Genomic DNA, 24,922 nt, shown 5'->3' on the forward strand with positions numbered 1-24,922 from the left:
TCACCCGGTAAATTTAACCCGTGCTGGCATCTTTGAGAGCGGTCTCGCTCACCCTGAAGAGTCGCTGGCCTCTCTATATGTTGTCGATGTTGCTGTCGAATCTGTTCGGCGCGGTGTTGGTGTTCGCGTTCGTGCGGTACGGGCTTCCCATCGAGGAGTCGCAGTCGATCGTCGCGGATCGTGTTCGCGATGTGTACGTGTTCGGGGCGTATCTGGTCGCGGCCGGTGCGGTGAGTCTGTATTACGCGGCTCGGACGTTGCGGAGTGTGATTCGGTGGCAGTTGCGCGGTGGGCCGCCGAATCGTAAGGAGCAGATGGCGACGCTGCATGCTCCGCTGCGTCAGGCGATCGTGCATCTTGTCCTGTGGGTGATCGGCGGCGTGCTGTTCGTGCTGCTCACGGTGACGGAGATGCCGTCGCTGGCGGTGGCGGTGATCGTCACGGTGATCATGGCGGCGACGGTGACGTTCGGCTTCACCTACATGCTCGGCGAGAGAATTCTGCGGCCGGTGGCTGCGATGGCTCTCAGTGAGGGCCGATTCGACCGGACGATGACGCCGGGCGTCGGGACCAGAATGGCGATGACGTGGGGTCTCGGCACGCTGATGCCCGTCATCGGCATCATCTTGCTCTGCGCGACGCAGTTGACGACGGATCTGGTGTTCTCCACCGATTCGCTCGCCGTCGCGATCATCCTGCTCAGTGTCCTGGCGGTCGGTCAGGCGTTCATTCTGTCGATGCTGACGGCGAGTCAGATCTCGGATCCCATTCGGCAGCTGCGCCGGGCGATCGAGCGTGTTCAGCGCGGAGACAACGACGTGGAGGTCGACGTCTTCGACGGCAGCGAGATCGGTCGGCTGCAGGTCGGCTTCAACCGGATGATGGAGGAATCGGCCGAGCGTCGGGTGCTTCGGGAGCTGTTCGGCCAGCACGTCGGTGAGGACGTGGCCCGACGCGCATTGCAATTCGGTACCGAATTGGGCGGAGAAACCCGCTTCGTCGCGGTCCTGTTCGTGGACATGGTCGGGTCGACGGCCACGGCGTCGGAGCGCCCGCCGAGCGAAGTCGTCGAGCTTCTGAACGAGTTCTTCCGCGTAGTGGTCGACGTGATCGATCAGCACCACGGTTTCGTCAACAAGTTCATGGGCGACGCTGCCCTCGCGATCTTCGGGGCGCCCCTCGACCGGCCCGACGCTCCGACGGCAGCGCTGGCTGCGGCGCGCGACCTGCGGTTTGCTCTCGATGACATCGTCGGACTCGACATCGGCATCGGTGTGTCGGCCGGTCTCGCTGTGGCAGGAAACATCGGCGCGAAGGAGCGGTTCGAGTACACAGTCATCGGAGACCCGGTCAACGAAGCATCTCGTTTGACTGAATTGTCCAAACTTCGGCCCGGCCGCGTGCTGGCGTCGACGTCCGCTCTGTACTTCGCGAGTGACGAGGAACAGGAACATTGGGAGCTCGGAGATCAGGTCCAACTACGCGGCAGACGACGCCTCACTCACCTTGCCTGGCCTGTTGAGCACCCATGAACGTTCGTCTCGTGTGGTTACCCTGTGAAGGTGGCCGAACCGAGACCCGAGCACGTAGCCGGCGCTCCTGAGGCAGGCAACCGAGGCCGGAGAAACCGCCTCCGCTGGCTGAAGTGGATCGCCGGGGTCGCGTTGATCGCTCTTCTCGTCGGCGAGGGCATTTACCTGTGGCCGCGGTTGCACGAGTCCTGGCAGGCGCTCACCGAGATTCATTGGGGGTGGCTCGCTGCGTGTGTGTTCACCCAGGCCGTGTCGCTGAGCGCGTTCGGTCGGGTGCAGAAGCAGTTGCTTCAGGCAGGTGGTGTGCGGGTTCGCCAGGCCAAGTCCGTCGCCGTCATCTACGGCAGCACTGCGATGTCCCTGACGCTGCCCGCCGGTCAGGTGTTCTCGACGGCGTTCACCTACCGCCAGACCCGACGCTGGGGTGCCAGTCCCGTCGTCGCGTCGTGGCAGCTCGCGATATCGGGTGTCATTGCCGCTGCCGGGCTGGCCGTCCTCGGCGTCGCGGGGGCGTTGCTCGTCGGCGGGTCCGTCAACACGTTCACGCTGGTGCTTCCGATCGCCGGCGTGCTGGCGATCGTTCTGGCCGTCCGATACGTCTCGGCGCACCCACGGTCCATTCGCAGTGCCGCACGGTGGGTTCTGCACAAGGTGAACGACTTTCGCAATCAGCCTGCCGACGCCGGGCAGGAGCGGATCGACGAGGTCATCGAACAGGTCCAGTCGGTACAGCTCGGTAAGCAGGACGCCGGTCTGACTCTCGGCTGGTCGGCGTTGCATCGTGTCGCCGACGTCGCCTGCCTTGGTTTCGCATGCTTCGCCGTCGGCTCGGATCCGCGCTTGTCGGGGTTGCTGTTCGCGTTCGCCGCCGCCAAGGCCGTCGGATCGGTCCCGCTCGCTCCCGGAGGACTCGTCATCGTCGACGCCACCCTGATCGCGTTGCTGACCAGCGCGGCGTCGATCAGCGCCTCGCAGGCCGTGGCTGCGGCGTTCGTCTACCGCGCCGTCAGCTTCATCCTTGTCGCCGTCGTCGGCTGGATCGTCTTTCTCGTGTTGTTCCGTAAACACCAGCACGAGGATCTGGGGTACGACATCGCGTTGGAGAAGCAGGAGGCCAAGAACCTTCACCGCGATGCGCAGCCGAAGATCGACAGATCGGATCCGGAACCCGCCTGATTACCTTGCGAGCGTAAGGATTTCGACTCCGTCGTCGGTGACGGCGATGGTGTGCTCACTGTGCGCAGTGCGACATCCGGTGGAGCTCTTGAGGGTCCATCCGTCGGTGTCGGTGATCAATTTGTCGGTATCGGCCATCACCCACGGTTCGAGGGCGAGCAACAGCCCCGGCCTGAGTGCGTATCCGCGGCCCTTGCGGCCGTTGTTGGAGACGTGCGGATCCTGATGCATCGTCGAACCGATTCCGTGACCGCCGAACTCGGTGTTGACCTTGTAACCCGCACCGGTGAGAACCGATCCGATGGCGTGCGAGATGTCACCCATCTTGACCCCTGGGCCCGCAGCCTCGATTCCGGCGGCCAACGCGCGCTCGGTGGCGTCGATCAGCGCGACGCTTTCCGCGGGCTTCGTCTCGCCGACGACGAAGCTGATGGCGGAGTCCGCGGCGATACCTCCGAGGAGAATTGCCAGGTCGAGCGAGAGCAGGTCGCCGTCGGCGAGGGTGTAGTCGTGAGGGCGGCCGTGCAGAACAGCGTCGTTGACGCCCGTGCAGATGTAGTGACCGAACGGGCCGCTACCGAAGGACGGCGCGTAGTCGACGTAGCAGGATTCCGCACCGGCCCCGAGGATCATTTCCTTCGTCCACCGGTCGATGTCGAGCAAGTTGGTGCCGACGACGCTACGACTCTTCATGGTTTGCAGGATCTCGCCGACGAGCGCGCCGGTCTCACGCGCCAGGGCAACCTGGTTGGGGTTCAGTATCTCGATCACGGTAGCCCTTCCCGAGCGGTCCAATAACTATACCGGCCGAACTATACCGGTCCGGAAATCGAAAAGTATCTGCGGGAATAGATGCGGACCGCGGTCCGGTTGTGTAAGATACAACTTGAACCTTCAACCAAACAGGAGTTGTCATGACCACCGCCATCGCATTGCCCGAACTGTCCGCAGGCACCTGGAACATCGACCCGGCGCACTCCACCGTCGGATTCTCGGTACGCCACCTCGTCGTCAGCAAGGTCCGTGGCCGCTTCCAGGCTTTCTCCGGCGCCATCACGGTTGCCGAGGACGGCACCCCTTCGGTCAATGCCGAAATCGACGTCACCTCCATCACCACCGACAACGAGCAGCGCGACGGCCACCTCAAGACGGCTGACTTCTTCGAGGTCGAGAAGTACCCCACCGCTACGTTCACCTCCACCTCGGTCAAGGCCGACGGCGGCGACTTCGTGGTGACGGGCGACTTCACCCTCCACGGCGTCACCAAGTCCATCGACCTGAAGCTCGAGTTCAACGGCGTCAACCCCGGAATGGGCGCAGGCCCGGTCGCAGGCTTCGAGGCCAGCACCACCATCAACCGTCGTGACTTCGGCATCTCCATCGACATGCCCCTCGAAGGCGGCGGCGCAGTCGTCGGCGACAAGATCGCACTGACCCTCGAGATCGAGGCCGGCCTCGCTGCTTGATGCAGCCCGCCTCTCTCCTCTTCACCTGAGCGCCGGGTGACCTCTTCGGTCGCCCGGTGCTCTCGTGTGCCCGCAGGAACGACCCACTTGGACGGGAGTGGAGCCGGCAGGAACGACCCGTTTGGACGGGAGTGGAGCCGGCAGGAACGACCCATTTACTCTGTGTGGGTGACCAAGCGCAGCCCGATCATTGCCGCCGTCGTCGATCTGATTCTCGTGATCGTGTTCTGCGCGATCGGCCGGCGCAGCCATGACGAGGCGGGTGCGATCACCGGCCTCGTGCACACTGCGTGGCCGTTCGTGGCGGGTGCCGCGGTCGGCTGGGCTGCTACATGGGCGCTGTATCGAGACAAGTTCGACGCCTACCTGATCCTCCCGACGGGAGTCGTCGTCTGGGTGTCGACGGTTGTCGTCGGGATGATTCTCAGGGTGATCAGCGGGCAGGGAACGGCCTTCAGCTTCGTCGTCGTCGCGGCGACGGTGCTTGCTGTTTTCCTGCTCGGGTGGCGCGCACTCGCGAAGTTGTTACCGACCCCGAAAAACTGACCGTATCTCCCCCAATTCGCCGCCTGAGCATGGGACAGTTCACTAATGGCCGATGTTCAGAGCAAGCAAGACACAGCGTTCTTCGGGCAGCCGTTCGCGCTGGCGAACCTCTTCGGCGTGGAGATGTGGGAGCGGTTCTCGTTCTACGGGATGCAAGGCATCCTCATCTACTACCTGTACTACTCGGTGGCCGACGGCGGACTCGGAATCGCCGAGAGTTCGGCGACGTCGATCGTGGGCGCCTACGGCGGCACGGTGTATCTCTCGACCATCCTCGGCGCATGGATCGCAGACAGGCTCCTCGGCTCGGAACGCACGCTCTTCTACAGCGCCGTCATGATCATGCTCGGTCACATCGCCCTGGCGCTTCTTCCCGGGTTCCTCGGAGTCGGGGTCGGTCTGGTCCTCGTCGCATTCGGTAGTGGTGGCCTCAAGGCGAACGCGACGTCCCTCGTCGGCGATCTGTACGACGAGCACGACAATCGTCGCGACGCCGGGTTCTCGCTGTTCTACATGGGCATCAATCTCGGTGCATTCGTCGGCCCGCTGCTGACCGGCCTCGCGTGGGACACTGCAGGCTTCCATGCCGGATTCGGCTTGGCTGCAGTCGGTATGGCGCTCGGACTGATTCAGTACACCCTCGGCCGCAAACACCTCGGCACTATCGGAGCCACACCTCCCAATCCGCTGCCCAGCGCAGAGCGTGCGCGGTGGGCGATCATCGCAGTCGTTGCGATCGTTGCCGTCGCACTACTCGCGATCTTCGGCGCACTCACCGCATCGAATCTGTCCGACGTGGTGGTGGGAGTGACCGTCGTCGCTGCAATCGGATATTTCGCAATCATTCTCTCCAGCAAGCAGATCACCAAGATCGAGCGTCGCCGCGTCATTTCGTTCATTCCCATGTTCATAGCGAGCGCGGCGTTCTGGTCACTGTTCCAGCAGCAGTTCACCACCGTCCCGCTCATCGCCGATTCCAAGCTGGACCGCAGCCTGTTCGGCTGGGAGTTCCCGCCCAACTGGGTGCAGTCGATAAATCCGGTGTTCATCATCATCTTTGCCGGCGTATTCGCGGCCGTCTGGACCAAACTGGGCGACCGCCAACCGTCGACGCCTCTGAAATTCGCAGCGGGCGTATCCATCATGGGTCTCGCGTTCCTGGCGTTCGTGCCCTCACTCGCGGGTGCGTCGATGCCGTTGCTGGCGCTCATCGGCATTCTGTTGCTGTTCACGTTCGCAGAACTCTTCCTGTCGCCGGTCGGACTTTCGTTGTCCACCAAACTCGCTCCCGAGAACTTTCACACGCAGATGGTCGCGCTGTTCTTCCTGTCCGTTGCGCTCGGCTCGGCCATGGCAGGCACGCTTGCGGGTTACTACGACCAGGACAACCCCGATCCGTTCTTCTACACGGTCGGCGGTGTGTCCATTGCCGTCGGTGTCGTCCTCGTCGCACTCACGCCGTGGATCAAGAAGATGATGAGCGGAGTTCGCTGAGCGGAGTTCGCTAACCCCGGTACAGCCACACGGCCAAGCCGAGTCCGAGCACTCCGACGGCGATCCGCAACACCGTCGGCGGGATGACTTTCACCACCGGGGGGCCGCAGTAACCGCCCGCGAACGCCCCGAGGGCGAGGGCAAGCGCAGCGAGCCAGTGCACGTCACCGGAGAAGACGAAGACCAGGGCCGCAACTGCATTGGCTATACCGAGGAAGAAGCTCTTCAGAATGCTTGCGCGCCAGATCGAGTCGGACGTGCAGATCAACGCCAGCGCCAGGAAGATCACGCCCGCGCCTGCACCGAAGTAGCCGCCGTAGATCGCCACGAAAAACAGCGAGACGGGATACAAACGAGGAAATTCGCCTCCGGCAGCGAGCTTTCGAATACGCGGCTGTGCCAGCAATGCGATCGCAGCGAAAGCAACCAGGAACGGCACGACCGCCTCGAACGAACCCTCGGGCGCGAACAGCAGCAACAGTGCACCCGCTAGCCCACCCGCAGCGGAGATCGCCGCCAACCGAACGAGTTTCTTTCCGTCCTTGGCGATCTCGCTCGACGCGTTGGTGGTGGCCCCGACTCCGACCGCCACCATCGCCACCGTGTTGGTGACATTCGCGGCGACCGGCGGTACGCCTGCCATCAACAGCGCCGGATAGGACACCAGTGACGCCAACCCGGTCACGAAACCCACGAGGCCGGCGAAGAAACCGGCGACGACGAGTAGTCCGAATTCGAGCAGAGTCACGAAGGGTAAAGCTACTCGGTGGTGCCGGAGTCCAATGCAGTCAGCATCTGCGTGCCCATCTTCACGGCCTGATCGGTGCCGTACGCGTCCTCGATGTACACCGCGAACGCCAGGTCACCTCGGGTGCCGATGAACCAGCGATCATCGTCGCTGTTACCGGCGAAACCGGTCAACCCGTCGTAGGCCGCAAAGCCTTCGTCGTGCGCGGAGTTCTGGAAGATTTCGCGCAGACGCTGCAGTGCAGACTCCGGAATCGCTGCAGTCTCCTTGCTGGCGGTCGCCGTCTGATCCGAGACGATCGACGGCAGCGTCGCGCCACCTCGCGCCACGGCAGCACCCATCTGGGCCAGCCCGAACGGGGTGACCGTGACGTCGGACGACGTGTTCCCGACGTTCCGGAACCGGTCGATGGAACTAGTACTCGACGGGAACTGCCCGGTGTAGGCGTTCAGGCCCGGCATCGAATAGTCCACGCCGAAACCGAGACTCGTCGGATCCACTCCCTCGACGGCCAGCAGATCGGCCGCCGATCCGACGGGATACATCGCCGAGAACGCGATCTGTCCCTGCTCGTTCGCATAACTGTTCTGCGCGGCGGCGACTATCGCACCGGTCGAGGGTGCAATCGCCACGATCGAGGCCGACGACGGAGCACTGACCACGGCTTCCTCGGCCGCGAGCTGGACCCGCGGATCGAGCGTCGAGTGCAGATCCGGACCGGCAGGCCCCTGGAAGCCTGCCTGCCGCACGTACGTCCCATCCGGGCCGATGACGTCGACGGCCCAGCCTGCCGTCGCATCGCGGTTCTGCTGCCATGCGTCGCGCAACGAGTCCAGCAGCGGCGAGGTGATCCGGCGGTCCCCCGCGATCAGCTTCGGCGTCTGCGTGATGACAACACCGGGAATGGCCCTGAGATCGTCTTCGAGCACCGCGAAGTCGTCGTCGCGCAGATTGACGGCGAGCACCGAACTGCCCGGCGTCGCCGCCAACTCGGTGAGCAACGAGTCCGACGTGATCAGCGGTGCGACGACGTCGATGACGTCGGCAAGCTGCGCGGCGGACGCCGCTGGGTCCGGCATCTGCGCAGGGTCGAGCAGGACGGCGTTGATCGTCCGCTCGTTCATCAGCACGTTCCGAGCCGAATCGAAGACCAACGGCGGTGCGGCATCGGTGCGTACGTACCGGACCGAACCACCCGGCACCATGTCCGGCGCCACGACAGCCGGCTCCCACGCGATGCGCCAGCCGACACTGAGCTTCTTGGCCGTGCCACGAGTGTCGTAGGCCCAATCCTGACCGTCACGGAAATGCCAGTCGGAATCGACGGTGAAGAATCCCGAGTCGCCGCTCAGATCGATGAACTGGCCGACCTCGAAGTCGCCCGTCGACTGCCCGCCCGCCGCCAAACCGTCGAACATCTGCTGAAGACTCGCAGCCGCAGCGTTGGGATACGTGGTCAACGCCGCCGCGGCTTGGACATCACGGTCGTTGAGTGCTGCAACGAACTGGTCCACGACGCGCTCGCCCTCACTGGGCGGACTGTCCAGCGTCCAGAACGCAACAGTCGACGTCACGGCAAGACTTGCCCCCACAGCAACCACGTAGCGGCCGCGTATCCGGCGCACAACCGGCATCCCCACAGAACTCATGAGTCACAATATTCACTAGAGTCACACGAGTAACAAGCACGGTATTCACTCGCTACGGTCACGATTCGGCGTCGCCGGCTCCCCTTTCCGGATCGAACGGCACGTTCGCTCGTGTTTCATCGCCGACTGCGCGGGTTGTTGCCCAGCGCAGGGGTTGCAACCTGCGCACCCGCTGAAACCTGCGCGGCCAGGGGCAAGACGAGCGAATGTGCCGTTCGGTCAATGCACCCGTCAGCGGATCAGCGCAGGAATCGACCCGCAGCGTCGACGGCCGGCGATGAGCTCTGGGCGTCGTACACGAAGACCGCCAAGGCGAGGTCATCCTGGATGCCGACGAACCAACCGTGAGCACCTTCGTTGTCGGGGCCGAATTCGGCGGTACCGGTCTTGCCGAGCAAGCCGGGGATGTCCTGCAGTTGAGTGGCTGTTCCGCCGGTGACCGTTTCTCGCATCATCGTCTTGACCTGATCGGCAACGGTGACGTCGACCGGCGCCACCGTCTTGTCGGCGACACCCGGTTGACCCTGGACCAGGGTCGGGGGCTTCAGCGATCCACCGGCGATCGACGACGCCACCAGCGCCATCCCGAACGGTGTTGCCGTGACCGCTCCCTGACCGATGGCCGACTCGACGCGTGCTGCCGGGGTGTCCGCGAGAGGGACGCTGCCGGTGACGGAGGTCAGGCCAGGCGTCACGTAGTCGACGCCGAGGCCGTACTGCAGTGCCGTCTGCTGCAAGCCGTCGGCGGGCAGGCCGACGCCGAGGCGTCCCATCGTCGTGTTGCACGAGCGCGCGAACGCCGTGTGCAGGGGTACGTCGCCCAGATCGAAGTTGTCGTCGTTGGGTATCTGCCTACCTTCGATGTTCTCGGTGCCGGGGCACGGCAGGACCGTGTCGGGGGTGGCCGTACCGGCTTCGAGCGCGGCGGACGTGGTGACCGTCTTGAATGTGGATCCGGGCGGGTAGAGACCGGTCAGCGCGATCGGCCCCTGAGCATCGGCTGCCGAGTTCTGCGCGACCGCCAACACGTTGCCGGTGGATGGTTGCAGCGCGACGATCGCCGCTTGCTGCGGGATCGACGCAAGCGCATTCTCCGCTTTGAGCTGCAGGCCGGTGTCGAGCGTCGTCGCGATGTCCGGCGCGGGGGTGGCGTCGAGCCCGGCGAGCTGCGTCACCGTGCCGTCGGCGTTCACCGACTGAACGGACCAGCCTTTGTTGTCGTCGACCTGGGACTGCCACAGCTCGGACACCCCGGTCAACGCGGGCGACGCCAACGCTCGGTCGGTGGTGAGCAGTCGAAGCTGCGGGGCAAGCGTGACGCCCGGCGTTGCGGCCAAGGGCGCGGCGATCGGATCGATGTCCGACTGCCGGAGCGACACCACCGTCGTGGAATTCCCCTGAGAAGCAGCCTGATCGGTGGCGATCGACTCTGCGGTAATGGTGGGCACGATCGGCGTGATGAACGACGCGACGGCCGCCGGATCGGCGGTGGAGTCGACGTTCACCAGGGTGACCGTCTGCTGCGACATCAACTCGGCGCCGCTTCGATCGAACACTCGCGGAGCGACGAGCGCGTCGGTCGGGGTGTATCTGACGGTGGTGTCCGCGGACAGTCCCGGTGCCAGTACGGCCGGGTCCCATTGAATGCGCCAGCCCTGCTCCGTTTCGGTTGCCGTGGCGGAGGTGTCGTACTGCCACTGCTTCGGTTCGCCGTCGGGTTCTTCGGTGCCGTCGTCGGTCGTCGAGAACCGCCAGGTGGCGTCGAGGGTCACCGCGCCGCCCTCCTCGGATGCCGAGGCGACCTCGAAATCGGGAGTCGCCGTCACGGTGCCGCCCCCGCTCAAACCGTCGTACAGGCCGTTCAGCGACGCCGTCGCGGCGGCGGGGTCGGTGGTGAGCGCGGCCGCCGCGTCGGCCGACCCGCTGTTGATCGCGTCCACGAACGCTTGCGCGGTGGTCATGGGTTCCGGTGGACCGTCGTCCCCGCAGCCGGCAAGAACCAGTGCCACCACAGCACAGAGAGCGGGAACCGTCTTCATGGATGTGCGCACCCGTCCGATCATGCCCGATTCCTACGTGAGTGGAAATGACAGGTGATTTCTGGTCGCTTCGCAGGCTCCGCTCCTGTCCGCTGGCCTATATTTCCACTCACGTAAATGGGTTGCGGGGGATCCGACGCGGGTCTATCGTGGTTCTCGCCTTGCTGCCAACAGAATCGGAGAGGCCGTTGCTCTTCTAGAGGTTTTTCGCCTGCATCCCTGCACGCACACTTCTGGAGCAATCATGTCTACTTCTCCCTCTCTCCGTATGTCCGATCTCACCTTCGCTTGGCCGAGCGGCGATCCTGTCTTCGACGGTCTCGACGCTGTGTTCTCCTCGGGCAGAACAGGACTCGTCGGATCGAACGGGGCCGGTAAGTCCACGCTGCTGAAGATCGTCACGGGCCAGTACACACCGACCCGCGGTTCGGTCACCGTCGACGGAGTAGTCGGATACCTTCCGCAGGACGTCGCCCTGCACACCGATCGCCGGGTCGACGACATCCTCGGGCTGCGCGTTCTCCGAGAAGCGTTGCACCGCATCGAATCCGGGAACGGATCCGAGGACGACTTCGGCGTGGTCGGCAACCGCTGGGACGCCGAGGACCAGGCCGTCGCTTTGCTCGGGCAACTCGGCCTCGGTCACATCGTTTCTGTCCGAACCGATCTGGATCGGGTCATAGGAACCCTGTCGGGTGGTGAATCGATGCTGTTGGCTCTGACGGCACAGTTGCTGGCGGAGCCGGACGTACTGCTGCTCGACGAGCCGACGAACAACTTGGATCTGCGCGCCCGCGCCCGGCTCTACCAGGCAGTTCAGTCGTTCGACGGCGTCCTGGTGGTGACGAGTCACGACATCGAGCTTCTCGATCTCATGGACTCCACGGCCGAGCTGAGGGCCGACCGATCCGGGCCCACTCGGCTGCGAATGTTCGGCGGCAACTACACGCACTATCGGTCGGTGATCGATGCCGAGCAGGAGGCTGCGCGGGCCGCACTGCACGATGCCAAGAACGACGTTCGCAAACAGGAACGCGAATTGGTCGAGGCCAGAACGAAGATCGATCGACGGGCGCGGTACGGCAAGAAGATGTACGAGCAGAAGCGCGAGCCCAAGATCGTCATGGGTGCACGTAAACGGGCAGCTCAGGTATCGGCGGGCAAATTGCGCAACAACCACATCGAGAAGGTCGACGACGCCCAGGACGTACTTGCTGCTGCCGAGGAACGACTCCGTGACGACAAGGAGATTCGTGTCGATCTACCCGACACGGAAGTGTTTGCCGGTCAGCAGATCTCGGTGGTCGACGAACTCGCCATCGTCGGTCCGGAGCGCATTGCGTTGATCGGGCCGAACGGCAGTGGGAAGACCACCCTGCTGCGCACGATCGACAGGGCTGGACCGTCGGTACCGTGGCGGTACCTGCCGCAGCGCCTCGATGTGTTCGACGAGTCACGAACGGTGGCAGAGAATGTCGCCGATGTGGCCGTTCACGCCACCAACGAGCAGATCCGCGCCCAGCTCGCGAGATTCCTCTTCCGCGGCAGCGACGCGGACGCGGTGGTGTCGACGTTGTCGGGCGGGGAGCGCCTGCGGGCGGCGATCGCCCGAATCCTGCTTGCCGACCCTGCCCCGAAACTGCTCATGCTCGACGAACCGACGAACAACCTCGACCTCGCCAGCAAGAAGCATCTGACCGAGGCGCTGGCGAGCTACCGGGGCGCACTCGTCGTCGTCAGCCATGATCTGCCGTTCCTACGAGACCTCCAGCCGACGAGATGGGTGGAGTTGGGCCGAGACGAGGAGACCGATTTGCCCGAGTCGCTGTAGGTTCGAGCGATGACCGTAGCGGGAATCGTCGGCCGGCTGCCCGGAGTAGTCACTGCCCGTGGTTACCGCCGCGAGTGGCTACGCAACGACATCACGGCAGGCCTGGTACTGACGGCTCTTCTCATTCCAGCCGGGATGGGATATGCGCAGGCAGCAGGGTTACCCGCATACGCCGGGTTGTACGCCACGATCGTTCCACTGCTCGCGTACGCCGTGGTCGGTCCGTCGAAGATTCTGGTCCTGGGGCCGGATTCGTCGCTGGCGCCGCTCATCGCCGCCGCCGTCATCCCATTGGCCGTCACCGACGACCCGGCGAGCGCTCTGGCGTTGGCGGGGATCCTCGGCGTGCTGGTCGGCGTGATCCTGATCGCGGGCGGTTACCTTCGGCTCGGGTTCGTCACCCAACTGCTGTCGAAACCCATCAGGCTCGGTTATCTGAATGCGATAGCACTCATCGTCATCGTCGGCCAGCTGCCGAAAGTACTGGGGTTTTCCGTGGCTGCGGACGGTGTGACGGGGCAGTTCACGGAGATCGTCCGTTCCGTTCCGGGCGGCGACATCGACCCGGTCGCCGCTGGTGTCGGACTCGGATGCCTCTTCGTCATTCCCGCTTTCCGACGGTGGATCCCGCGCATCCCCGGCGTTCTCGTTGCGGTGGTCGGCGCAATGGTCGCAGTCGCGTTTCTCGATCTCACCGATCGACTGTCGATGGTCGGCGAACTACCCCGCGGTCTGCCTCTCCCCTCGTTCGGTGGGGTCGACTGGGGTGACGTCGTGTCGCTGATCGGGCCCGCCGCAGCGATAGCCCTACTGGCGTTCGCCGACACCGGCGTTCTGTCCCGCACTTTCGCCGCCCGACACGGCGAGGAGGTGAACGGCAGCACCGAGATGAAAGCCATCGGCGTGGCCAACGTCGCCGGGGGGTTGTTCGGCGGATTCCCGATCTCGGCGAGTGGATCTCGGACACCGGTCGCCGAACAGAACGGTGCTCGAACTCAACTGACCGGGGTCGTGGGAGCTCTCGCTGTCCTCGCGTTCGTCCTCGCTGCTCCCGGGATCACCGCCTACCTTCCTGACGCGGCGCTCGGTGCCGTCGTGATCGTGGCCGCGACGTCGTTGATCGACGTGTCCGGTCTCGTACGGATGTGGCACATGAGTCGGGTCGAATTCGGTCTGGCGGCAGCCGCTTTCCTCGGCGTCGTCCTCGTCGGGGTGCTGCAGGGAATACTCGTCGCGATCGCCCTGTCGTTCTTCGCCGTCGTCGCGCGCGCCTGGCAGCCGTACCGCACCGAGCTGGTCCGAACGTCGGACCGTCCTGGCTTCCACGACATCGACCGGCATCCCGACGGTGAACGGATCCCGGGTCTGCTTCTCGTCCGATTCGACGCGCCGCTCTTCTTCGCCAACGGCGACATCTTCGACCAGTACATTCGCACTGCCGTCGCAGCTGCTCCGGTGCCGGTGGAATGGGTGGTCGTCGCCGCCGAACCCATCACCGGGCTCGACACCACAGCCGTCGACGAACTCGTCGAGCTCGATCAGTTCCTGGAGGACAAAGGAATTCGCCTTGCCTTCGCCGAGATGAAAGGCCCGATCAAGGATCGGCTCATCCGTTTCGGCGTGGGCAGCAGGTTCGACGGGTCCAGATTCCACTACACCGTCGAAGCAGCCGTCGATGCCTTCCATCGCCGGGGTGGAGCACAATGAACACGTGGACTTCGCTACCAACCCCGCCGACGGAACCCGCATCGCCTTCCAGGTCGTGGGATCAGGACCACCGTTGCTGCTGGTGCACGGCAGCCTGCTGACGCACACGATCTGGCGAACCTTCGGCTACGTCAAGGCACTTCGACCCAGCCGGACGTTGATCCTCGTCGACATGCGCGGCCACGGGCGAAGCGACAAGCCGCACGAGATCGAGGCGTACACGATGGACTCCATCGTCGGCGACCTCGTGGCAGTCCTCGACGCGGTAGGCGTCCCCAGCGCTGATTACTGGGGCTACTCCTACGGCGCCCGGGCCGGCCTGACCCTGGCAGCACGCGCACCCGAGAGGGTGACCAAGCTGATCTCCGGCGGCGGTTCGCACGGACCGCAGAAAGGCGCCTTCGACCGGCTGTTCTTCCCCGGTTGCGCCGACGTCCTCGCCGACCGAGGAATGGACGGATTCATCGAGGAGTGGAACAAGCACCGGCTGTTCCCCGTCGACGCAGCCACACGTGCTGTGTTCTCCGCCAACGACTCGGACGCCATGGCGGCCTACTTCCGGGCATCCGACGCAGAACCCGGACTGTCCGACGCAGACCTGCGCGGCCTGAAGATCCCGTCACTGTTCTACGTCGGATCCCAGGACACCACGCGGCTCGACGACACCGCAGCCGCAGCCGCACTCGTGAAGAACTCCGAACTGCACACCATCCGCGGATTCGACCACTCGACCACCCCCGCCGCAAGCGCTGAAGTCCTCGCCGTCGTCGAACCGTTCCTGAAGCTTTAGCGTCGTACCCGCTTTCGGACACCCGCTTTTCCGACACCCGCTTTCGGGCACCCGCTTTCGGACACCCGCTTTCGGGCACCCGCTTTCGGACACCCGCTTTTCAGGACCGAATGTGGCGTTCGGTCACTTGAAGTGACCGAACGCCACGTTCGGTCCGGAATAGACACGGTCAGAGGTACAGATCCCGCTTACGGACGAGGGCTGTGGCGATGACGCTGATGACGGAGGTTCCGACGAGGAAGGCGCAGGCAAGCCAGGGTGATCCGCTGCCTGCTGCGATGAGAGCCGTCAGGATCAACGGTGTGACGCCCGAGGCGTAGATGCCGGAGAACTGGTAGACGATGGACAATCCGGTGTAGCGAATTTCCGTCGGGTAGAGGCTTGCGTAGAGCGTTCCCTGTGCGCCGTAGAACAGGGCGTGGACGAATCCGAACACCAATACCAGTCCCAGGCCGAACAGCCACAGACTGCCGGTGCCGAACAAGGCGAAGACCGGGAACACTGCGATGCCGTACAACGCGATACCGATGATGTAGATCCGCTTGGCCCCGAATCGGTCGACCAACAGACCGGAAACCGGCAGGAGCACTGCCATCACCAGCGCGGCAACGGTCACGACGAGCAGGACGGGCACCTTCTCGTAGTCCAGTTGTGTCGTTGCGTAGGTGATGGCGAAGACACCCCAGGTGTTGAACGCGGCCCCCTCGCCCCACCTGGAGAGCAAACCCAGGACGGTGCTGCGAATGGATTTGCGTGCGAATACCTCGCGTACGGGCGCCGACGAGCGTTGCTTCAGGTCGGTAACCGCTTGGAAGGCAGGGGTTTCTTCGACCTTCAGACGCACGACCAACCCGACGGCCACCAACACAAGGCTGAGAAGAAAGGCGATACGCCATCCGTAGGCGAGGAAGGCCTCGTCGTCGAACACGGTTTGGAGCAGTGCGAACACCGCTGTCCCCAATGCCAAACCGAGTGCAAGTCCGATCTGCGGGATGCTGCCGAAGAGTCCGCGCTTCTTCTCGGGGCTGTGCTCGACGGCGAGCAGCACTGCTCCCGCCCATTCGCCACCGAGTGCGAAGCCCTGCAGAATCCGAAGCAGAAGCAGAAGGATCGGCGCGAGTACGCCGATCTGTTCGGTTGTCGGCAAGGCGCCCATGAGCGCCGTGGCGATTCCCATGATGAACATCGTCAACGCGAGCGTTTTCTTTCGCCCGATCCGGTCGCCGAAGTGCCCGAACACGACGCCGCCGATGGGTCGCACGACGAATCCGACGGCGAAGGTCGCGAAGGACAGCATCGTGCCGACGAACGAACTCTGATCCGGGAAGAACAGTCGGTTGAACACCAAGCTGGCGGCCGTCGCGTAGAGAAAGAAGTCGTACCATTCGACTGTCGTCCCCAACAGCGACGCGGCAACGACGGTGCGTAGTCGCTTGCGTCGGGCCGGCTCCGATTCGGCCGACGCGGCCTCGGCAAATGTGGTCATGTGGAGCCAGAGTAAGACGACAGACCGACTGGTTCACCCATTGAAATCATGCTGATTCGAACGCTGGACCTGCGCATCCCACCCTGCCAGACTTGCTCAGCATGTCTGCGCGCTTCCATTGGTTCCTGCCCACGTACGGCGACTCCCGCAATCTGATGGCGGGTGGACATGGATCGTCGATGTCCGGGGATCGACCCGCAACGCTGAAGTATCTCAACCAGATCGGCGCCGCAGCGGAGAGCAACGGATTCGAGGCGGTCCTGACGCCGACGGGTGCGTGGTGCGAGGACGCGTGGTTGACGACGGCGATGATGATCGACACCACCGAGACCCTCAAGTTCCTTGTCGCTCTACGGCCAGGTCTGCTCAGTCCGACGTTGGCCGCTCAGATGGCCGCGACGTTCCAGTGGCAGTCCGGCGGACGCCTCCTGCTGAACGTCGTCACCGGTGGCGAGGACCACGAGCAGCGACGGTTCGGTGATTTTCTGGACAAGAACCAGCGCTACGAGCGCTGCGGTGAATTCCTCGACGTCACCCGCCGCCTGTGGGCGAACGACGGGCCGGTGTCCTTCGACGGCAAATACATCAAGGTGGAAGACGCTGTGCTGCAGCGTCATCCGGATCCGGTGCCGCCGATCTTCTTCGGCGGTTCGTCTCCGGCCGCGGGGACGGTGGCGTCGCAGTTCGCGGACACTTACCTGACGTGGGGCGAACCGGCAGCGGCGGTGGCATCGAAGATCGCGTGGATCAGAGACCTGGCGGAGGTGCAGGGCCGCACCCTCGATTACGGCATTCGGCTGCACGTCATCTCACGAGACACGTCCGAGCAGGCGTGGGCAGAGGCGGACCGCCTGCTCGGTGCCCTCGACCCCAAGACCGTCGAAGCGGCGCAGGAAAGCCTGTCCCGCTCGGTGTCCGAGGGCCAGCGTCGTATGCGTGAACTGCACGGCGGCGGCAGCGCGTACACGGCAGGCGCCGACGCCCGCTCACTGGAGATCGCGCCCAATCTGTGGACGGGTGTCGGCCTGGTCCGCGGAGGGGCGGGCACAGCTTTGGTGGGCTCGCACGAGGAAGTGGCCGATCGCATCGCCGAGTACGCGTCGATCGGGCTCGATCACTTCGTTCTCTCCGGCTACCCGCACCTCGAGGAGGCCTACCACTTCGGCGAAGGCGTGCGGCCGATCCTCGAGAAGCGCGGTCTTACGCGGGCCCGTGACTCGAGAAATGTTTCGGTCGGAACACCTTTCATGTGAGTGGAATGCAGGCCCTGGCCTACATTCCACTCACATGCGGATGGTGTCGTCCCGATACTCCCCGGACAGGACTTCACCGGAGTTCTCGCGGGCTCGAAGCTCGACGCGTCGAATCTTGCCGGAGATGGTCTTCGGAAGCTCGAAGAACTCGATTCGACGCACCCGCAGGTACGGCGCCAGATGTTCGCGGGCGTACTTCAGAATCTCGATTGCTGTGTCCTCGTTCGGTTCCCAGCCGGCGGCGAGGGCAACGTAGGCCTTCGGCACGGCCAGGCGCGTCTCGTCGGGAGCAGGGACCACGGCCGCTTCGGCCACGGCCGGGTGCTCGATGAGCACGCTTTCGAGCTCGAAGGGCGAGACCTTGTAGTCCGACGCCTTGAACACGTCGTCGGTGCGTCCGACGTACGTGATGTAGCCCTTGGCATCCCGCGACGCGACGTCCCCGGTGTGGTAGTACCCGCCGGACATGACCTCGGCGTTGCGAGCCGGGTTGTCCAGGTAGCCGGTCATGAGGTTGAACGGATGCTGCTCGAGGTCCAGGCAGATCTCACCCTCGTCGGCGCGCTCACCGGTCACCGGATCGATGATCACGACGGGCACACCGGGGAGCGGTCGACCCATCGAACCGAACTTCAGCTCCGCGCCTGGCGTGTTCGCCACCAGCGCAGTGGTTTCCGTCTGACCGAAGCCGTCACGGATGTTCAGCCCCCACTGCTTCTGCACGTGCGAGATGACCTCCGGGTTCAACGGTTCGCCCGCACCGATGGCCTCACGCAGCGCACCCCGGCCACCGGAGATGTCGGCCTGAATCAGCATGCGCCACACCGTCGGCGGTGCGCAGAACGTCGTCACCTCGGCGCGACGGATCTGCGCGAGCAGCGCCGTGGCGTCGAACCGGGTGTAGTTGTAGACGAAGATGGTCGCCTCGGCAATCCACGGCGCGAAGAAGCAACTCCACGCGTGCTTGGCCCACCCCGGTGAACTGATGTTGAGGTGGACGTCGCCCGGCCTGACGCCGAGGAAGTACATGGTGCTCAGGTGGCCGACGGGGTAGGACACCTGAGTGTGCTCGACCAGTTTCGGCTTGCTCGTCGTTCCCGAGGTGAAGTACAGCAGAAGGCGATCGTCGGGGGCTGTCACCGTCTCGAACGGTTGTGCGTCCTGGACGTCGTACGCCGATCGGAAGTCGGTCCACCCGTCGTGCGCACCGACCGACAGCTTCAGATACTCACCCGGCACCTCGTCGAACTTCGGTGCATCGGCGGGGTTGACGATGACGGCCTTGGCTTTCCCTCGCTGCAGGCGGTCGGTCAGGTCCACGGAGCCGATCGCCGTGGTCGTCGGCATCAGAACGGCGCCGAGCTTCATGACGGCCAGCATCGACTCCCAGAGCTCGACCTGGTTACCGAGCATCAGAATCACCGAGTCGCCGCGGCCGATGCCCAGAGATTCCAACCACCGCGCCACTTGGTCGGAACGCCGGGACATGGAGTCGAACGTGAACTTGCCCTCGGACCCGTCCTCCTCGACGATCCACAGGGCAATACCGTCGTTGCCGCGTGCGTACGCGTCGAACCAGTCGATCGCCCAGTTGAACTTCTCACCGAAGGTAGGCCACTGGAAGTTCGCCGTCGCGGCGTCGTAATTGCCGTAGGCGTCCAGCAGCAGGTCGCGGGCCTGCTTGAATGCGGTGTAGCCCGTTCCGTCCGTCATGATCACTCCCTAGCTGTGGCGCACATCTCACTTACTCTCCACGCTATTGAGTCGAGTGGTGAGCGCGCTACCCCCGAACAGGGGTACGGGGGTAGCGCCCTGCCGCAGAGTGATCAGATCCGCTCACCCGATTCCGGGTGGAACAGGTGAATCGCACCGTCCAGCCGTGTGAGGGCGACGCTTTCGCCGATCTTGGCGGGAGCGCGGACGGCCGAGCGTGCGACGAGGGACACCGGTCCGCCGTCGAGTCCCTTGACCTTGGGGTCGTCGAGGTGGGCGTAGACGTACGATTCGCTGCCCAGCTCCTCGATGAGGTCGACCTTGCCCTCGAAACCTTCCCCGCTTCCACGCGTGATCCCGAGCTGCTCGGGCCGAAGCCCGACAGTCACGTTGTCCAGTCCGAGCGAGGCGAGCTTGGTCAGTTCGTCGCGTTCGAGAGGCAACAGGAAGTTGCCGATCTGCACTCCGCCGGACCCGATGGGCACCGTCATGAGGTTCATCGCGGGTGAGCCGATGAAGCCGGCGACGAAGGCGTTGACCGGATTGTCGTAGAGGTCCGTGGGCGACGCGAACTGCTGCAGCTTGCCACCGCGCAGCACGGCAACCCGGTCACCCATCGTCATGGCCTCGACCTGGTCGTGGGTGACGTACACGGTCGTGGTGCCGAGACGACGCTGCAGGGCCGCGATCTGCGTGCGCGTCTGCACGCGCAGTTTGGCGTCGAGGTTGGACAGAGGTTCGTCCATGCAGAACACCTGGGGCTCACGAACGATGGCGCGGCCCATGGCAACTCGTTGACGCTGACCACCGGAGAGCTTGCCCGGCTTACGGTCGAGGTACTCCGTCAGGTCGAGGATCTTGGCGGCCTCCGCGACCTTCGCCTTGCGCTCCTCCAGCGGGACGCCGCGCATCTTGAGCGCGAAGCCCATGTTCTCCCCGACGGTCTTGTTGGGGTAGAGCGCGTAGTTCTGGAAGACCATGGCGATGTCGCGGTCCTTGGACGGCACGCCCACCATGTTCTTGCCACCGATCTCGATGGCGCCGCCGTCGATCTCCTCGAGCCCGGCGAGCATGCGCAGAGCGGTGGACTTGCCGGAACCGGACGGTCCGACGAGGACGACGAACTCGCCGTCCTGGATGTCGAGGTCGAGTGAATCGACGGCGAGCTTGTCGGCACCTTCGTAGACGCAGGATGCCTTCTTGTACGTGATTGCAGCCATTTCAGTGAGCTCCTGTACCTATTTGATGGCGCCGAAGGACAGACCGCGCACGAGCTTGTTCTGCGCGAACCATCCGGCAAGGACGACGGGGAGGGCTGCGAATGTCGCAGCGGCGGACAGCTGTGCCCAGTACAGGCCCTGTCCGGTGATGAAGCCGACGAGGTAGACCGGAATGGTCTGTGCCTGAACGGCGGTGAGGTTGACGGCGAAGAAGAACTCGTTCCACGAGAAGATGACGCAGATGAGCGACGTCGCGGCGATACCGGGAGAGACGAGCGGCAGGATCACCTCACGCACCGAGGTCCACAGCGAAGCACCGTCCATGCTGGCGGCCTCGAGCAACTCGCTCGGAACTTCCAGGAAGAACGACCGCATCATCCACACCGCGATGGGGAGATTCATTGCGGTGTAGAGGATCACGAGTGTCCAGATGTTGTCCAGCATGCCGATGTCGCCGACGATGACGTACAGCGGAACGATTGCCGCGACCACCGGGAGCATCTTGGTGGAGATGAAGAAGAACAGCACGTCCTTCGTCTTCTTCACCGGTCGCAGCGACAGAGCGAACGCAGCCGGAACACCCAGCAGCAGAACGAGAAGCGTCGAGACCACGGTCGCGAACGCCGAGTTGAGCAGGGTGGTGCCGATACCGCTCTCGAGCACTCCGCGGTACTGATCCAGCGTCGGGGTGAAGAACAGCTTCGGTGGGTCCGAGTAGGCGTCGGCCTCCTGCTTGAAACCGGTCAACACCATCCACAGCACGGGGAAGAAGAACGTGATGCCCGCGACCCAGGCGACGAACGACCAGATGGTGCCCGGGCCCCACTTGCTCTTGCGCTTGATGGCGACACCGTCGGATGTTTGCGGTACTGCTTTCTTGTTCGTGGTAGCGGTACTCATCACGCAGCCTCCTCGTTTCCACTGAAGCTCTTGAAGATCAGTCTCAGCGCCAAGGTGCTGACGATGATGGTGGCCACCACCGTGACCACGCCCATGGCCGCGGCCTGCCCGATGTCGAATCCGAGGAAGGCGCGCTGGTAGATGTAGAACGGCAGGTTCGCCGAGGCGACACCCGGGCCGCCCGAGGTCATCATGTACACCGCGTCGAAGGTGTTGACCAGGTAGATCGCACCGAGGACGGCACCGAGTTCGATGAACCGCCGCAGGTGCGGGAGGGTGAGCTCCCGGAACAGCTTGAAGGGCCCTGCGCCGTCGACTCGCGCCGCCTCGGAGATGTCCTTGGGCATCGACTGCAGACCGGCGAGAATCAGCAGCATCATGAACGGCGTCCACTGCCAGATCAGGTTGGCCATGACGGCCGGCAGCGGGTAGCGAGAGACCCAGTCGATCTGGTCCACGCCGAACGGGCTGAGCACGAAGTTGATCAGGCCGAAGACCGGATCGAACATCGTGGTCTTCCAGATCAGCGCACCGGCGACCGGAGTGATCAGGAACGGTGTGATCAAGAGCGTACGGATCAGGCTGCGGCCGATGAATTTTCGATCCAGCAGCAACGCCAGGAACAGACCGAGGATCACCGAGATGATGACGGTGCCGACGATCATGATCACCGTGTTCAGTGCGACTTCACGAAACTGACTGTCGCGGAACACGTCGACGTAGTTGTTGAGCCAGTTGAACTCTCGCGAACCAGGTCGGACGAGGTTCCACGACTGAGTCGAGTAGTACAGCGTGAACAGGAAGGGGATCTGGGTGACGACGATAGCGAACACCATCGCGGGCAGGAGCGGGCCGCGTCGACGCCACCCCTCGGCCTTGGAGATGGTTCTCGGTCTCGGTACGAACTTCTCGGAATCGGCTTCCGCCGATCGCGTTTCGGTGGTGGTCATCCCTGGCCCTCCTGGTACGTCTTACCGACCACTTCGGCGTACTGCTGCGCTTGTTCGAGCGCGTCCTGGACGCTGATTCGTCCTGCTACTGCTGCACTGATCTGTTGGCTGACACGGGTTCCGAGATCCTGGAATTCGGGAATGGTCAGGAACTGCACACCCGTGTACGGAACGGGGTCGACCGTCGGATTGTTGGGATCGGCACCGTTGATGGAGTCCAACGTCACCTGACCGTAGGCTGCGGATGCTTCCTTGTACTCGGGAATCTCGTAGGTGGACAAGCGGCTTCCGGGCGGAACACGCTCCCAGCCCAGCTCGTTGCCGACCTTGTTCAGGTACTCCTTGCTGGTCATCCACGACACGAACTTCCATGCGTCGTCGGGATTCTCCGAGGTGGTGGGGATTCCGAGCGCCCAGGAGTACAGCCAGCCGTTGTCGCTCTTGGCCTCGCTCGGCGCCTTGGCGTATCCGATCTTGCCGACGACGTTGCTCGACGTCGGGTCCTCCAGCACCGACACGGCGGAGGTGGCGTCGTACCACATCGCGGTGTTCCCCTGCGAAAGCTGCGTACCGCATTCGCTGAATCCGCTGGTTGCGGCGCCGGGCTGGCCGTGGTCGCGGACGGTGTCGACGTAGAACTGAACGGCGGCTTCGGTTTCGGGGCTGGTGAGCTGCGCGTTCCAGTTCTCGTCGTACCAGCGTCCACCGAACGAGTTGATGACGGTGTTCAGCGGGGCGAGAACCTCACCCCAGCCGGGCTTTCCGCGGAGGCAGATTCCCGAGACGTCGGGGCTGTCGAGTTTCGCGGCGGCGTCGGCGACTTCCTGCCACGTCGGCTCCTCCGGCATCGTGATGCCTGCCGCTTCCATCAGATCCTTGCGGTACATCAGGAACGACGACTCACCGTAGAACGGGACGGAGTACATGCTGCCCTCGTAGGACAGTGACTCCTTCAGCGTCGGAATGAAGTCGTCCTCGTCGTAGCCAGGCGTCGCGTCGGCGTACTCGGACAGGTTGGTGAGCCAGCCGTTCTCGGCCCACTGCGGGGTCTCGAAGTTGCTGATCATCACGACGTCGAACTCACCGCCACCGGTGGCGACGGACGCGGTGATCTTGGCACGAGCCTCGTTCTCCGACAGAGACACGAACTTCAGATTGATACCCGGGTTCTCGGCCTCGAACTCGGGCGCCAACGAGATGGCGTCGGACATCTGCGAGTTCGACACGATGGCGACGGTGATCGTCGTGCCGTCACCGTCACCACCGATCGAACCTGCGCCGGCACAGCCGGACAGCGTCAGGGTCGTCGCGAGCGAGGCCGCGACGACCACCTTGGGTAATAACCTCACTGGGACACACCTTCCGTTGTATGCGCCATCAACCAACGCGCACTTTCGATGTCGGTGACGAGTACGGAGGCGAAGCCACCGCGAAGTGCACCGAGTATTGCCTGGTGTTTCTTCACACCACCGGAGATCAGAATTGCCCGGTCGCACGACCGAATGGCGTCGAGTCCGACGGACACCGTTCGGTCCGGAAGCGAACCGCCCGTCGGGGTCCCGTCGGCGTCGAAGAATCGTCCACCGATTTCACCGACGGCGCCTAGACTGCGGAGCTCGTCGATGATCTCCAAGTCGATGAAGCTGCCCTCGAACAGCGTGGTCGACGTGGAAACGGGACCGAGGCCGTACATCATCGCTTCGGCCTCGGTCCCGGCTTGTAGGGCGCGAGATATCACCGAATCCTGCTGCAACGCCGTCACTGTCGCCGGATCGGCGTACAGCGGCGCGTTCAACCGGACGGGCCGTGCCTGCAGATACTCCGCGCAGCGGCCCAGGGTGTACTCCACACCGGTCTGGTAGTCGGCCGAACTCATCGACCCGTCGAGCTGAACCACCTGGGCGCATTTCGCGCCCCTGGACTTCAGCGAATGCGCGACGGCCACGGTTTCCGGGCCCCACGTGAATCCGAGTGTGTCGGTCGACGCCAACCGCCTGGACAGCACGGCGGCCGCGGCACGCCCGAGCGACCCGTACCCCCGGTCGGTGCCGTCGATGACGTCGGGAACGACGAGAGCTTCCGTCAGCCCGAAGGTTCGCTCGAGATCGCGCTCGATATCGGCGTGCACGGTGCCCTGCAACTCGTCGGGCACGTTGATCTCGATGGTGACCAGACCGAGTGCTCGCGCTTTGGCGACCAGCCGTCCTGCGGTGGGGCGGGAGACCCCGAGCTTGGCGGCAATCTCCGCCTGCGTCGCCCCCTCGACGTGATACATCGACGCCGCACGGAGGGCGAGCCGCAGGTCGTCGGTGGTTTTCGACGAACGCTGCGGTCCCGGAACCTCGGGGACCGAAATTGTCACGACATCTCCTGCAGGCGGTGAGCATATGCTCAGGGTGTGTTCTTCTGCTCATTAAGCTAA

At 64.1% G+C, this 24,922-nt stretch carries 20 protein-coding genes; 9 read left to right on the forward strand and 11 right to left on the reverse strand.

Going from position 1 to position 24,922, the window contains the following annotated elements; translation table 11 throughout:
• The first annotated feature begins 77 nt into the window (after positions 1–77).
• Together CH293_RS08220 and CH293_RS08225 are read left to right on the forward strand one after the other, a co-directional pair.
• On the forward strand, positions 78–1,532 hold the full coding sequence (locus tag CH293_RS08220) for an adenylate/guanylate cyclase domain-containing protein (RefSeq protein ID WP_094719928.1): 1,455 nt from the start codon (positions 78–80) through the stop codon (positions 1,530–1,532).
• A gap of 30 nt (positions 1,533–1,562) precedes the next feature.
• A complete protein-coding gene (locus tag CH293_RS08225; RefSeq protein ID WP_255122763.1) occupies positions 1,563–2,708 on the forward strand; it encodes a YbhN family protein in 1,146 nt (381 codons plus the stop codon).
• Here CH293_RS08225 and map read toward each other — a convergent pair whose 3' ends face one another.
• Complete coding sequence (gene map / locus CH293_RS08230; RefSeq protein ID WP_094720089.1) at positions 2,709–3,479, reverse strand: type I methionyl aminopeptidase; 771 nt, start codon at positions 3,477–3,479, stop codon at positions 2,709–2,711.
• Between the two features lie 143 nt (positions 3,480–3,622).
• Between map and CH293_RS08235 the strand changes: the two genes are divergently transcribed.
• The 3 genes from CH293_RS08235 to CH293_RS08245 all read left to right on the forward strand — a co-directional run bounded on the left by CH293_RS08235 (position 3,623) and on the right by CH293_RS08245 (position 6,214).
• Complete coding sequence (locus CH293_RS08235; RefSeq protein WP_019667830.1) at positions 3,623–4,174, forward strand: YceI family protein; 552 nt, start codon at positions 3,623–3,625, stop codon at positions 4,172–4,174.
• Between the two features lie 162 nt (positions 4,175–4,336).
• Positions 4,337–4,720: a DUF3054 domain-containing protein gene (locus CH293_RS08240; protein WP_094719930.1), complete on the forward strand. Its 384-nt coding sequence runs from the start codon at positions 4,337–4,339 to the stop codon at positions 4,718–4,720.
• A 45-nt stretch (positions 4,721–4,765) separates the two neighbouring features.
• Positions 4,766–6,214, forward strand: coding sequence for a peptide MFS transporter (locus tag CH293_RS08245; protein WP_094719931.1), 1,449 nt, complete (start codon positions 4,766–4,768; stop codon positions 6,212–6,214).
• A gap of 10 nt (positions 6,215–6,224) precedes the next feature.
• On the opposite strand, the gene CH293_RS08250 is transcribed toward CH293_RS08245, so the two are convergent.
• The 3 genes from CH293_RS08250 to CH293_RS08260 all read right to left on the reverse strand — a co-directional run bounded on the left by CH293_RS08250 (position 6,225) and on the right by CH293_RS08260 (position 10,650).
• Positions 6,225–6,962: a sulfite exporter TauE/SafE family protein gene (locus CH293_RS08250; RefSeq protein ID WP_094719932.1), complete on the reverse strand. Its 738-nt coding sequence runs from the start codon at positions 6,960–6,962 to the stop codon at positions 6,225–6,227.
• Positions 6,963–6,973: 11 nt separating this feature from the next.
• Positions 6,974–8,536, reverse strand: a complete 1,563-nt coding sequence (locus CH293_RS08255) for an NTF2-like N-terminal transpeptidase domain-containing protein (protein WP_094719933.1) — start codon at positions 8,534–8,536, stop codon at positions 6,974–6,976.
• A gap of 314 nt (positions 8,537–8,850) precedes the next feature.
• On the reverse strand, positions 8,851–10,650 hold the full coding sequence (locus tag CH293_RS08260) for a penicillin-binding transpeptidase domain-containing protein (protein ID WP_094719934.1): 1,800 nt from the start codon (positions 10,648–10,650) through the stop codon (positions 8,851–8,853).
• Between the two features lie 268 nt (positions 10,651–10,918).
• Here CH293_RS08260 and CH293_RS08265 point away from each other — a divergent pair, with 268 nt between their 5' ends.
• The 3 genes from CH293_RS08265 to CH293_RS08275 are packed head-to-tail and all read left to right on the forward strand — an operon-like array spanning position 10,919 to position 14,978.
• Positions 10,919–12,481 carry an ABC-F family ATP-binding cassette domain-containing protein gene (locus tag CH293_RS08265; RefSeq protein WP_094719935.1) on the forward strand — a complete coding sequence of 521 codons (1,563 nt, stop codon included), beginning with the start codon at positions 10,919–10,921 and terminating at the stop codon, positions 12,479–12,481.
• A gap of 9 nt (positions 12,482–12,490) precedes the next feature.
• On the forward strand, positions 12,491–14,188 hold the full coding sequence (locus CH293_RS08270; protein ID WP_094719936.1) for a SulP family inorganic anion transporter: 1,698 nt from the start codon (positions 12,491–12,493) through the stop codon (positions 14,186–14,188).
• Between the two features lie 4 nt (positions 14,189–14,192).
• A complete protein-coding gene (locus tag CH293_RS08275) occupies positions 14,193–14,978 on the forward strand; it encodes an alpha/beta fold hydrolase (RefSeq protein ID WP_094720090.1) in 786 nt (261 codons plus the stop codon).
• 169 nt (positions 14,979–15,147) lie between these two features.
• Here CH293_RS08275 and CH293_RS08280 read toward each other — a convergent pair whose 3' ends face one another.
• On the reverse strand, positions 15,148–16,464 hold the full coding sequence (locus CH293_RS08280; RefSeq protein ID WP_094719937.1) for an MFS transporter: 1,317 nt from the start codon (positions 16,462–16,464) through the stop codon (positions 15,148–15,150).
• Between the two features lie 101 nt (positions 16,465–16,565).
• Between CH293_RS08280 and CH293_RS08285 the strand changes: the two genes are divergently transcribed.
• On the forward strand, positions 16,566–17,717 hold the full coding sequence (locus CH293_RS08285; RefSeq protein WP_094720091.1) for an LLM class flavin-dependent oxidoreductase: 1,152 nt from the start codon (positions 16,566–16,568) through the stop codon (positions 17,715–17,717).
• Positions 17,718–17,747: 30 nt separating this feature from the next.
• Here CH293_RS08285 and CH293_RS08290 read toward each other — a convergent pair whose 3' ends face one another.
• The 6 genes from CH293_RS08290 to CH293_RS08315 form a co-directional block, all read right to left on the reverse strand.
• Complete coding sequence (locus tag CH293_RS08290; protein WP_176459945.1) at positions 17,748–19,430, reverse strand: AMP-binding protein; 1,683 nt, start codon at positions 19,428–19,430, stop codon at positions 17,748–17,750.
• Between the two features lie 113 nt (positions 19,431–19,543).
• On the reverse strand, positions 19,544–20,650 hold the full coding sequence (locus CH293_RS08295) for an ABC transporter ATP-binding protein (protein WP_019667815.1): 1,107 nt from the start codon (positions 20,648–20,650) through the stop codon (positions 19,544–19,546).
• An 18-nt stretch (positions 20,651–20,668) separates the two neighbouring features.
• Positions 20,669–21,550, reverse strand: coding sequence for a carbohydrate ABC transporter permease (locus tag CH293_RS08300; protein WP_019667814.1), 882 nt, complete (start codon positions 21,548–21,550; stop codon positions 20,669–20,671).
• Positions 21,550–22,500: a carbohydrate ABC transporter permease gene (locus CH293_RS08305; protein WP_019667813.1), complete on the reverse strand. Its 951-nt coding sequence runs from the start codon at positions 22,498–22,500 to the stop codon at positions 21,550–21,552. The genes CH293_RS08300 and CH293_RS08305 overlap by 1 nt, the downstream gene beginning before the upstream one ends.
• Positions 22,497–23,831: a sugar ABC transporter substrate-binding protein gene (locus tag CH293_RS08310; protein WP_094719939.1), complete on the reverse strand. Its 1,335-nt coding sequence runs from the start codon at positions 23,829–23,831 to the stop codon at positions 22,497–22,499. Before CH293_RS08310 ends, CH293_RS08305 begins: the two co-directional genes overlap by 4 nt.
• A 14-nt stretch (positions 23,832–23,845) precedes the next feature.
• The gene (locus CH293_RS08315) at positions 23,846–24,856 is read right to left on the reverse strand and encodes a sugar-binding transcriptional regulator (RefSeq protein ID WP_027498913.1); all 1,011 of its coding nucleotides are present in this window, start codon (positions 24,854–24,856) and stop codon (positions 23,846–23,848) included.
• Positions 24,857–24,922: the final 66 nt, after the last annotated feature.

It is taken from the genome of Rhodococcus sp. 14-2470-1b, assembly GCF_002259415.1.
Taxonomy (GTDB): domain Bacteria; phylum Actinomycetota; class Actinomycetes; order Mycobacteriales; family Mycobacteriaceae; genus Rhodococcoides.

Excerpts from the sequence above, each read along its gene's own strand:
- CH293_RS08220 (WP_094719928.1), top strand. The coding sequence starts at position 78 with ATGTTGTCGATGTTGCTGTCGAATCTGTTCGGCGCGGTGTTGGTGTTC.
- CH293_RS08235 (WP_019667830.1), top strand. The coding sequence starts at position 3,623 with ATGACCACCGCCATCGCATTGCCCGAACTGTCCGCAGGCACCTGGAAC.
- CH293_RS08245 (WP_094719931.1), top strand. The coding sequence starts at position 4,766 with ATGGCCGATGTTCAGAGCAAGCAAGACACAGCGTTCTTCGGGCAGCCG.
- CH293_RS08260 (WP_094719934.1), bottom strand. The coding sequence starts at position 10,650 with ATGAAGACGGTTCCCGCTCTCTGTGCTGTGGTGGCACTGGTTCTTGCC.
- CH293_RS08265 (WP_094719935.1), top strand. The coding sequence starts at position 10,919 with ATGTCCGATCTCACCTTCGCTTGGCCGAGCGGCGATCCTGTCTTCGAC.
- CH293_RS08270 (WP_094719936.1), top strand. The coding sequence starts at position 12,491 with ATGACCGTAGCGGGAATCGTCGGCCGGCTGCCCGGAGTAGTCACTGCC.
- CH293_RS08280 (WP_094719937.1), bottom strand. The coding sequence starts at position 16,464 with ATGACCACATTTGCCGAGGCCGCGTCGGCCGAATCGGAGCCGGCCCGA.
- CH293_RS08285 (WP_094720091.1), top strand. The coding sequence starts at position 16,566 with ATGTCTGCGCGCTTCCATTGGTTCCTGCCCACGTACGGCGACTCCCGC.
- CH293_RS08290 (WP_176459945.1), bottom strand. The coding sequence starts at position 19,430 with ATGACGGACGGAACGGGCTACACCGCATTCAAGCAGGCCCGCGACCTG.
- CH293_RS08295 (WP_019667815.1), bottom strand. The coding sequence starts at position 20,650 with ATGGCTGCAATCACGTACAAGAAGGCATCCTGCGTCTACGAAGGTGCC.
- CH293_RS08300 (WP_019667814.1), bottom strand. The coding sequence starts at position 21,550 with ATGAGTACCGCTACCACGAACAAGAAAGCAGTACCGCAAACATCCGAC.
- CH293_RS08305 (WP_019667813.1), bottom strand. The coding sequence starts at position 22,500 with ATGACCACCACCGAAACGCGATCGGCGGAAGCCGATTCCGAGAAGTTC.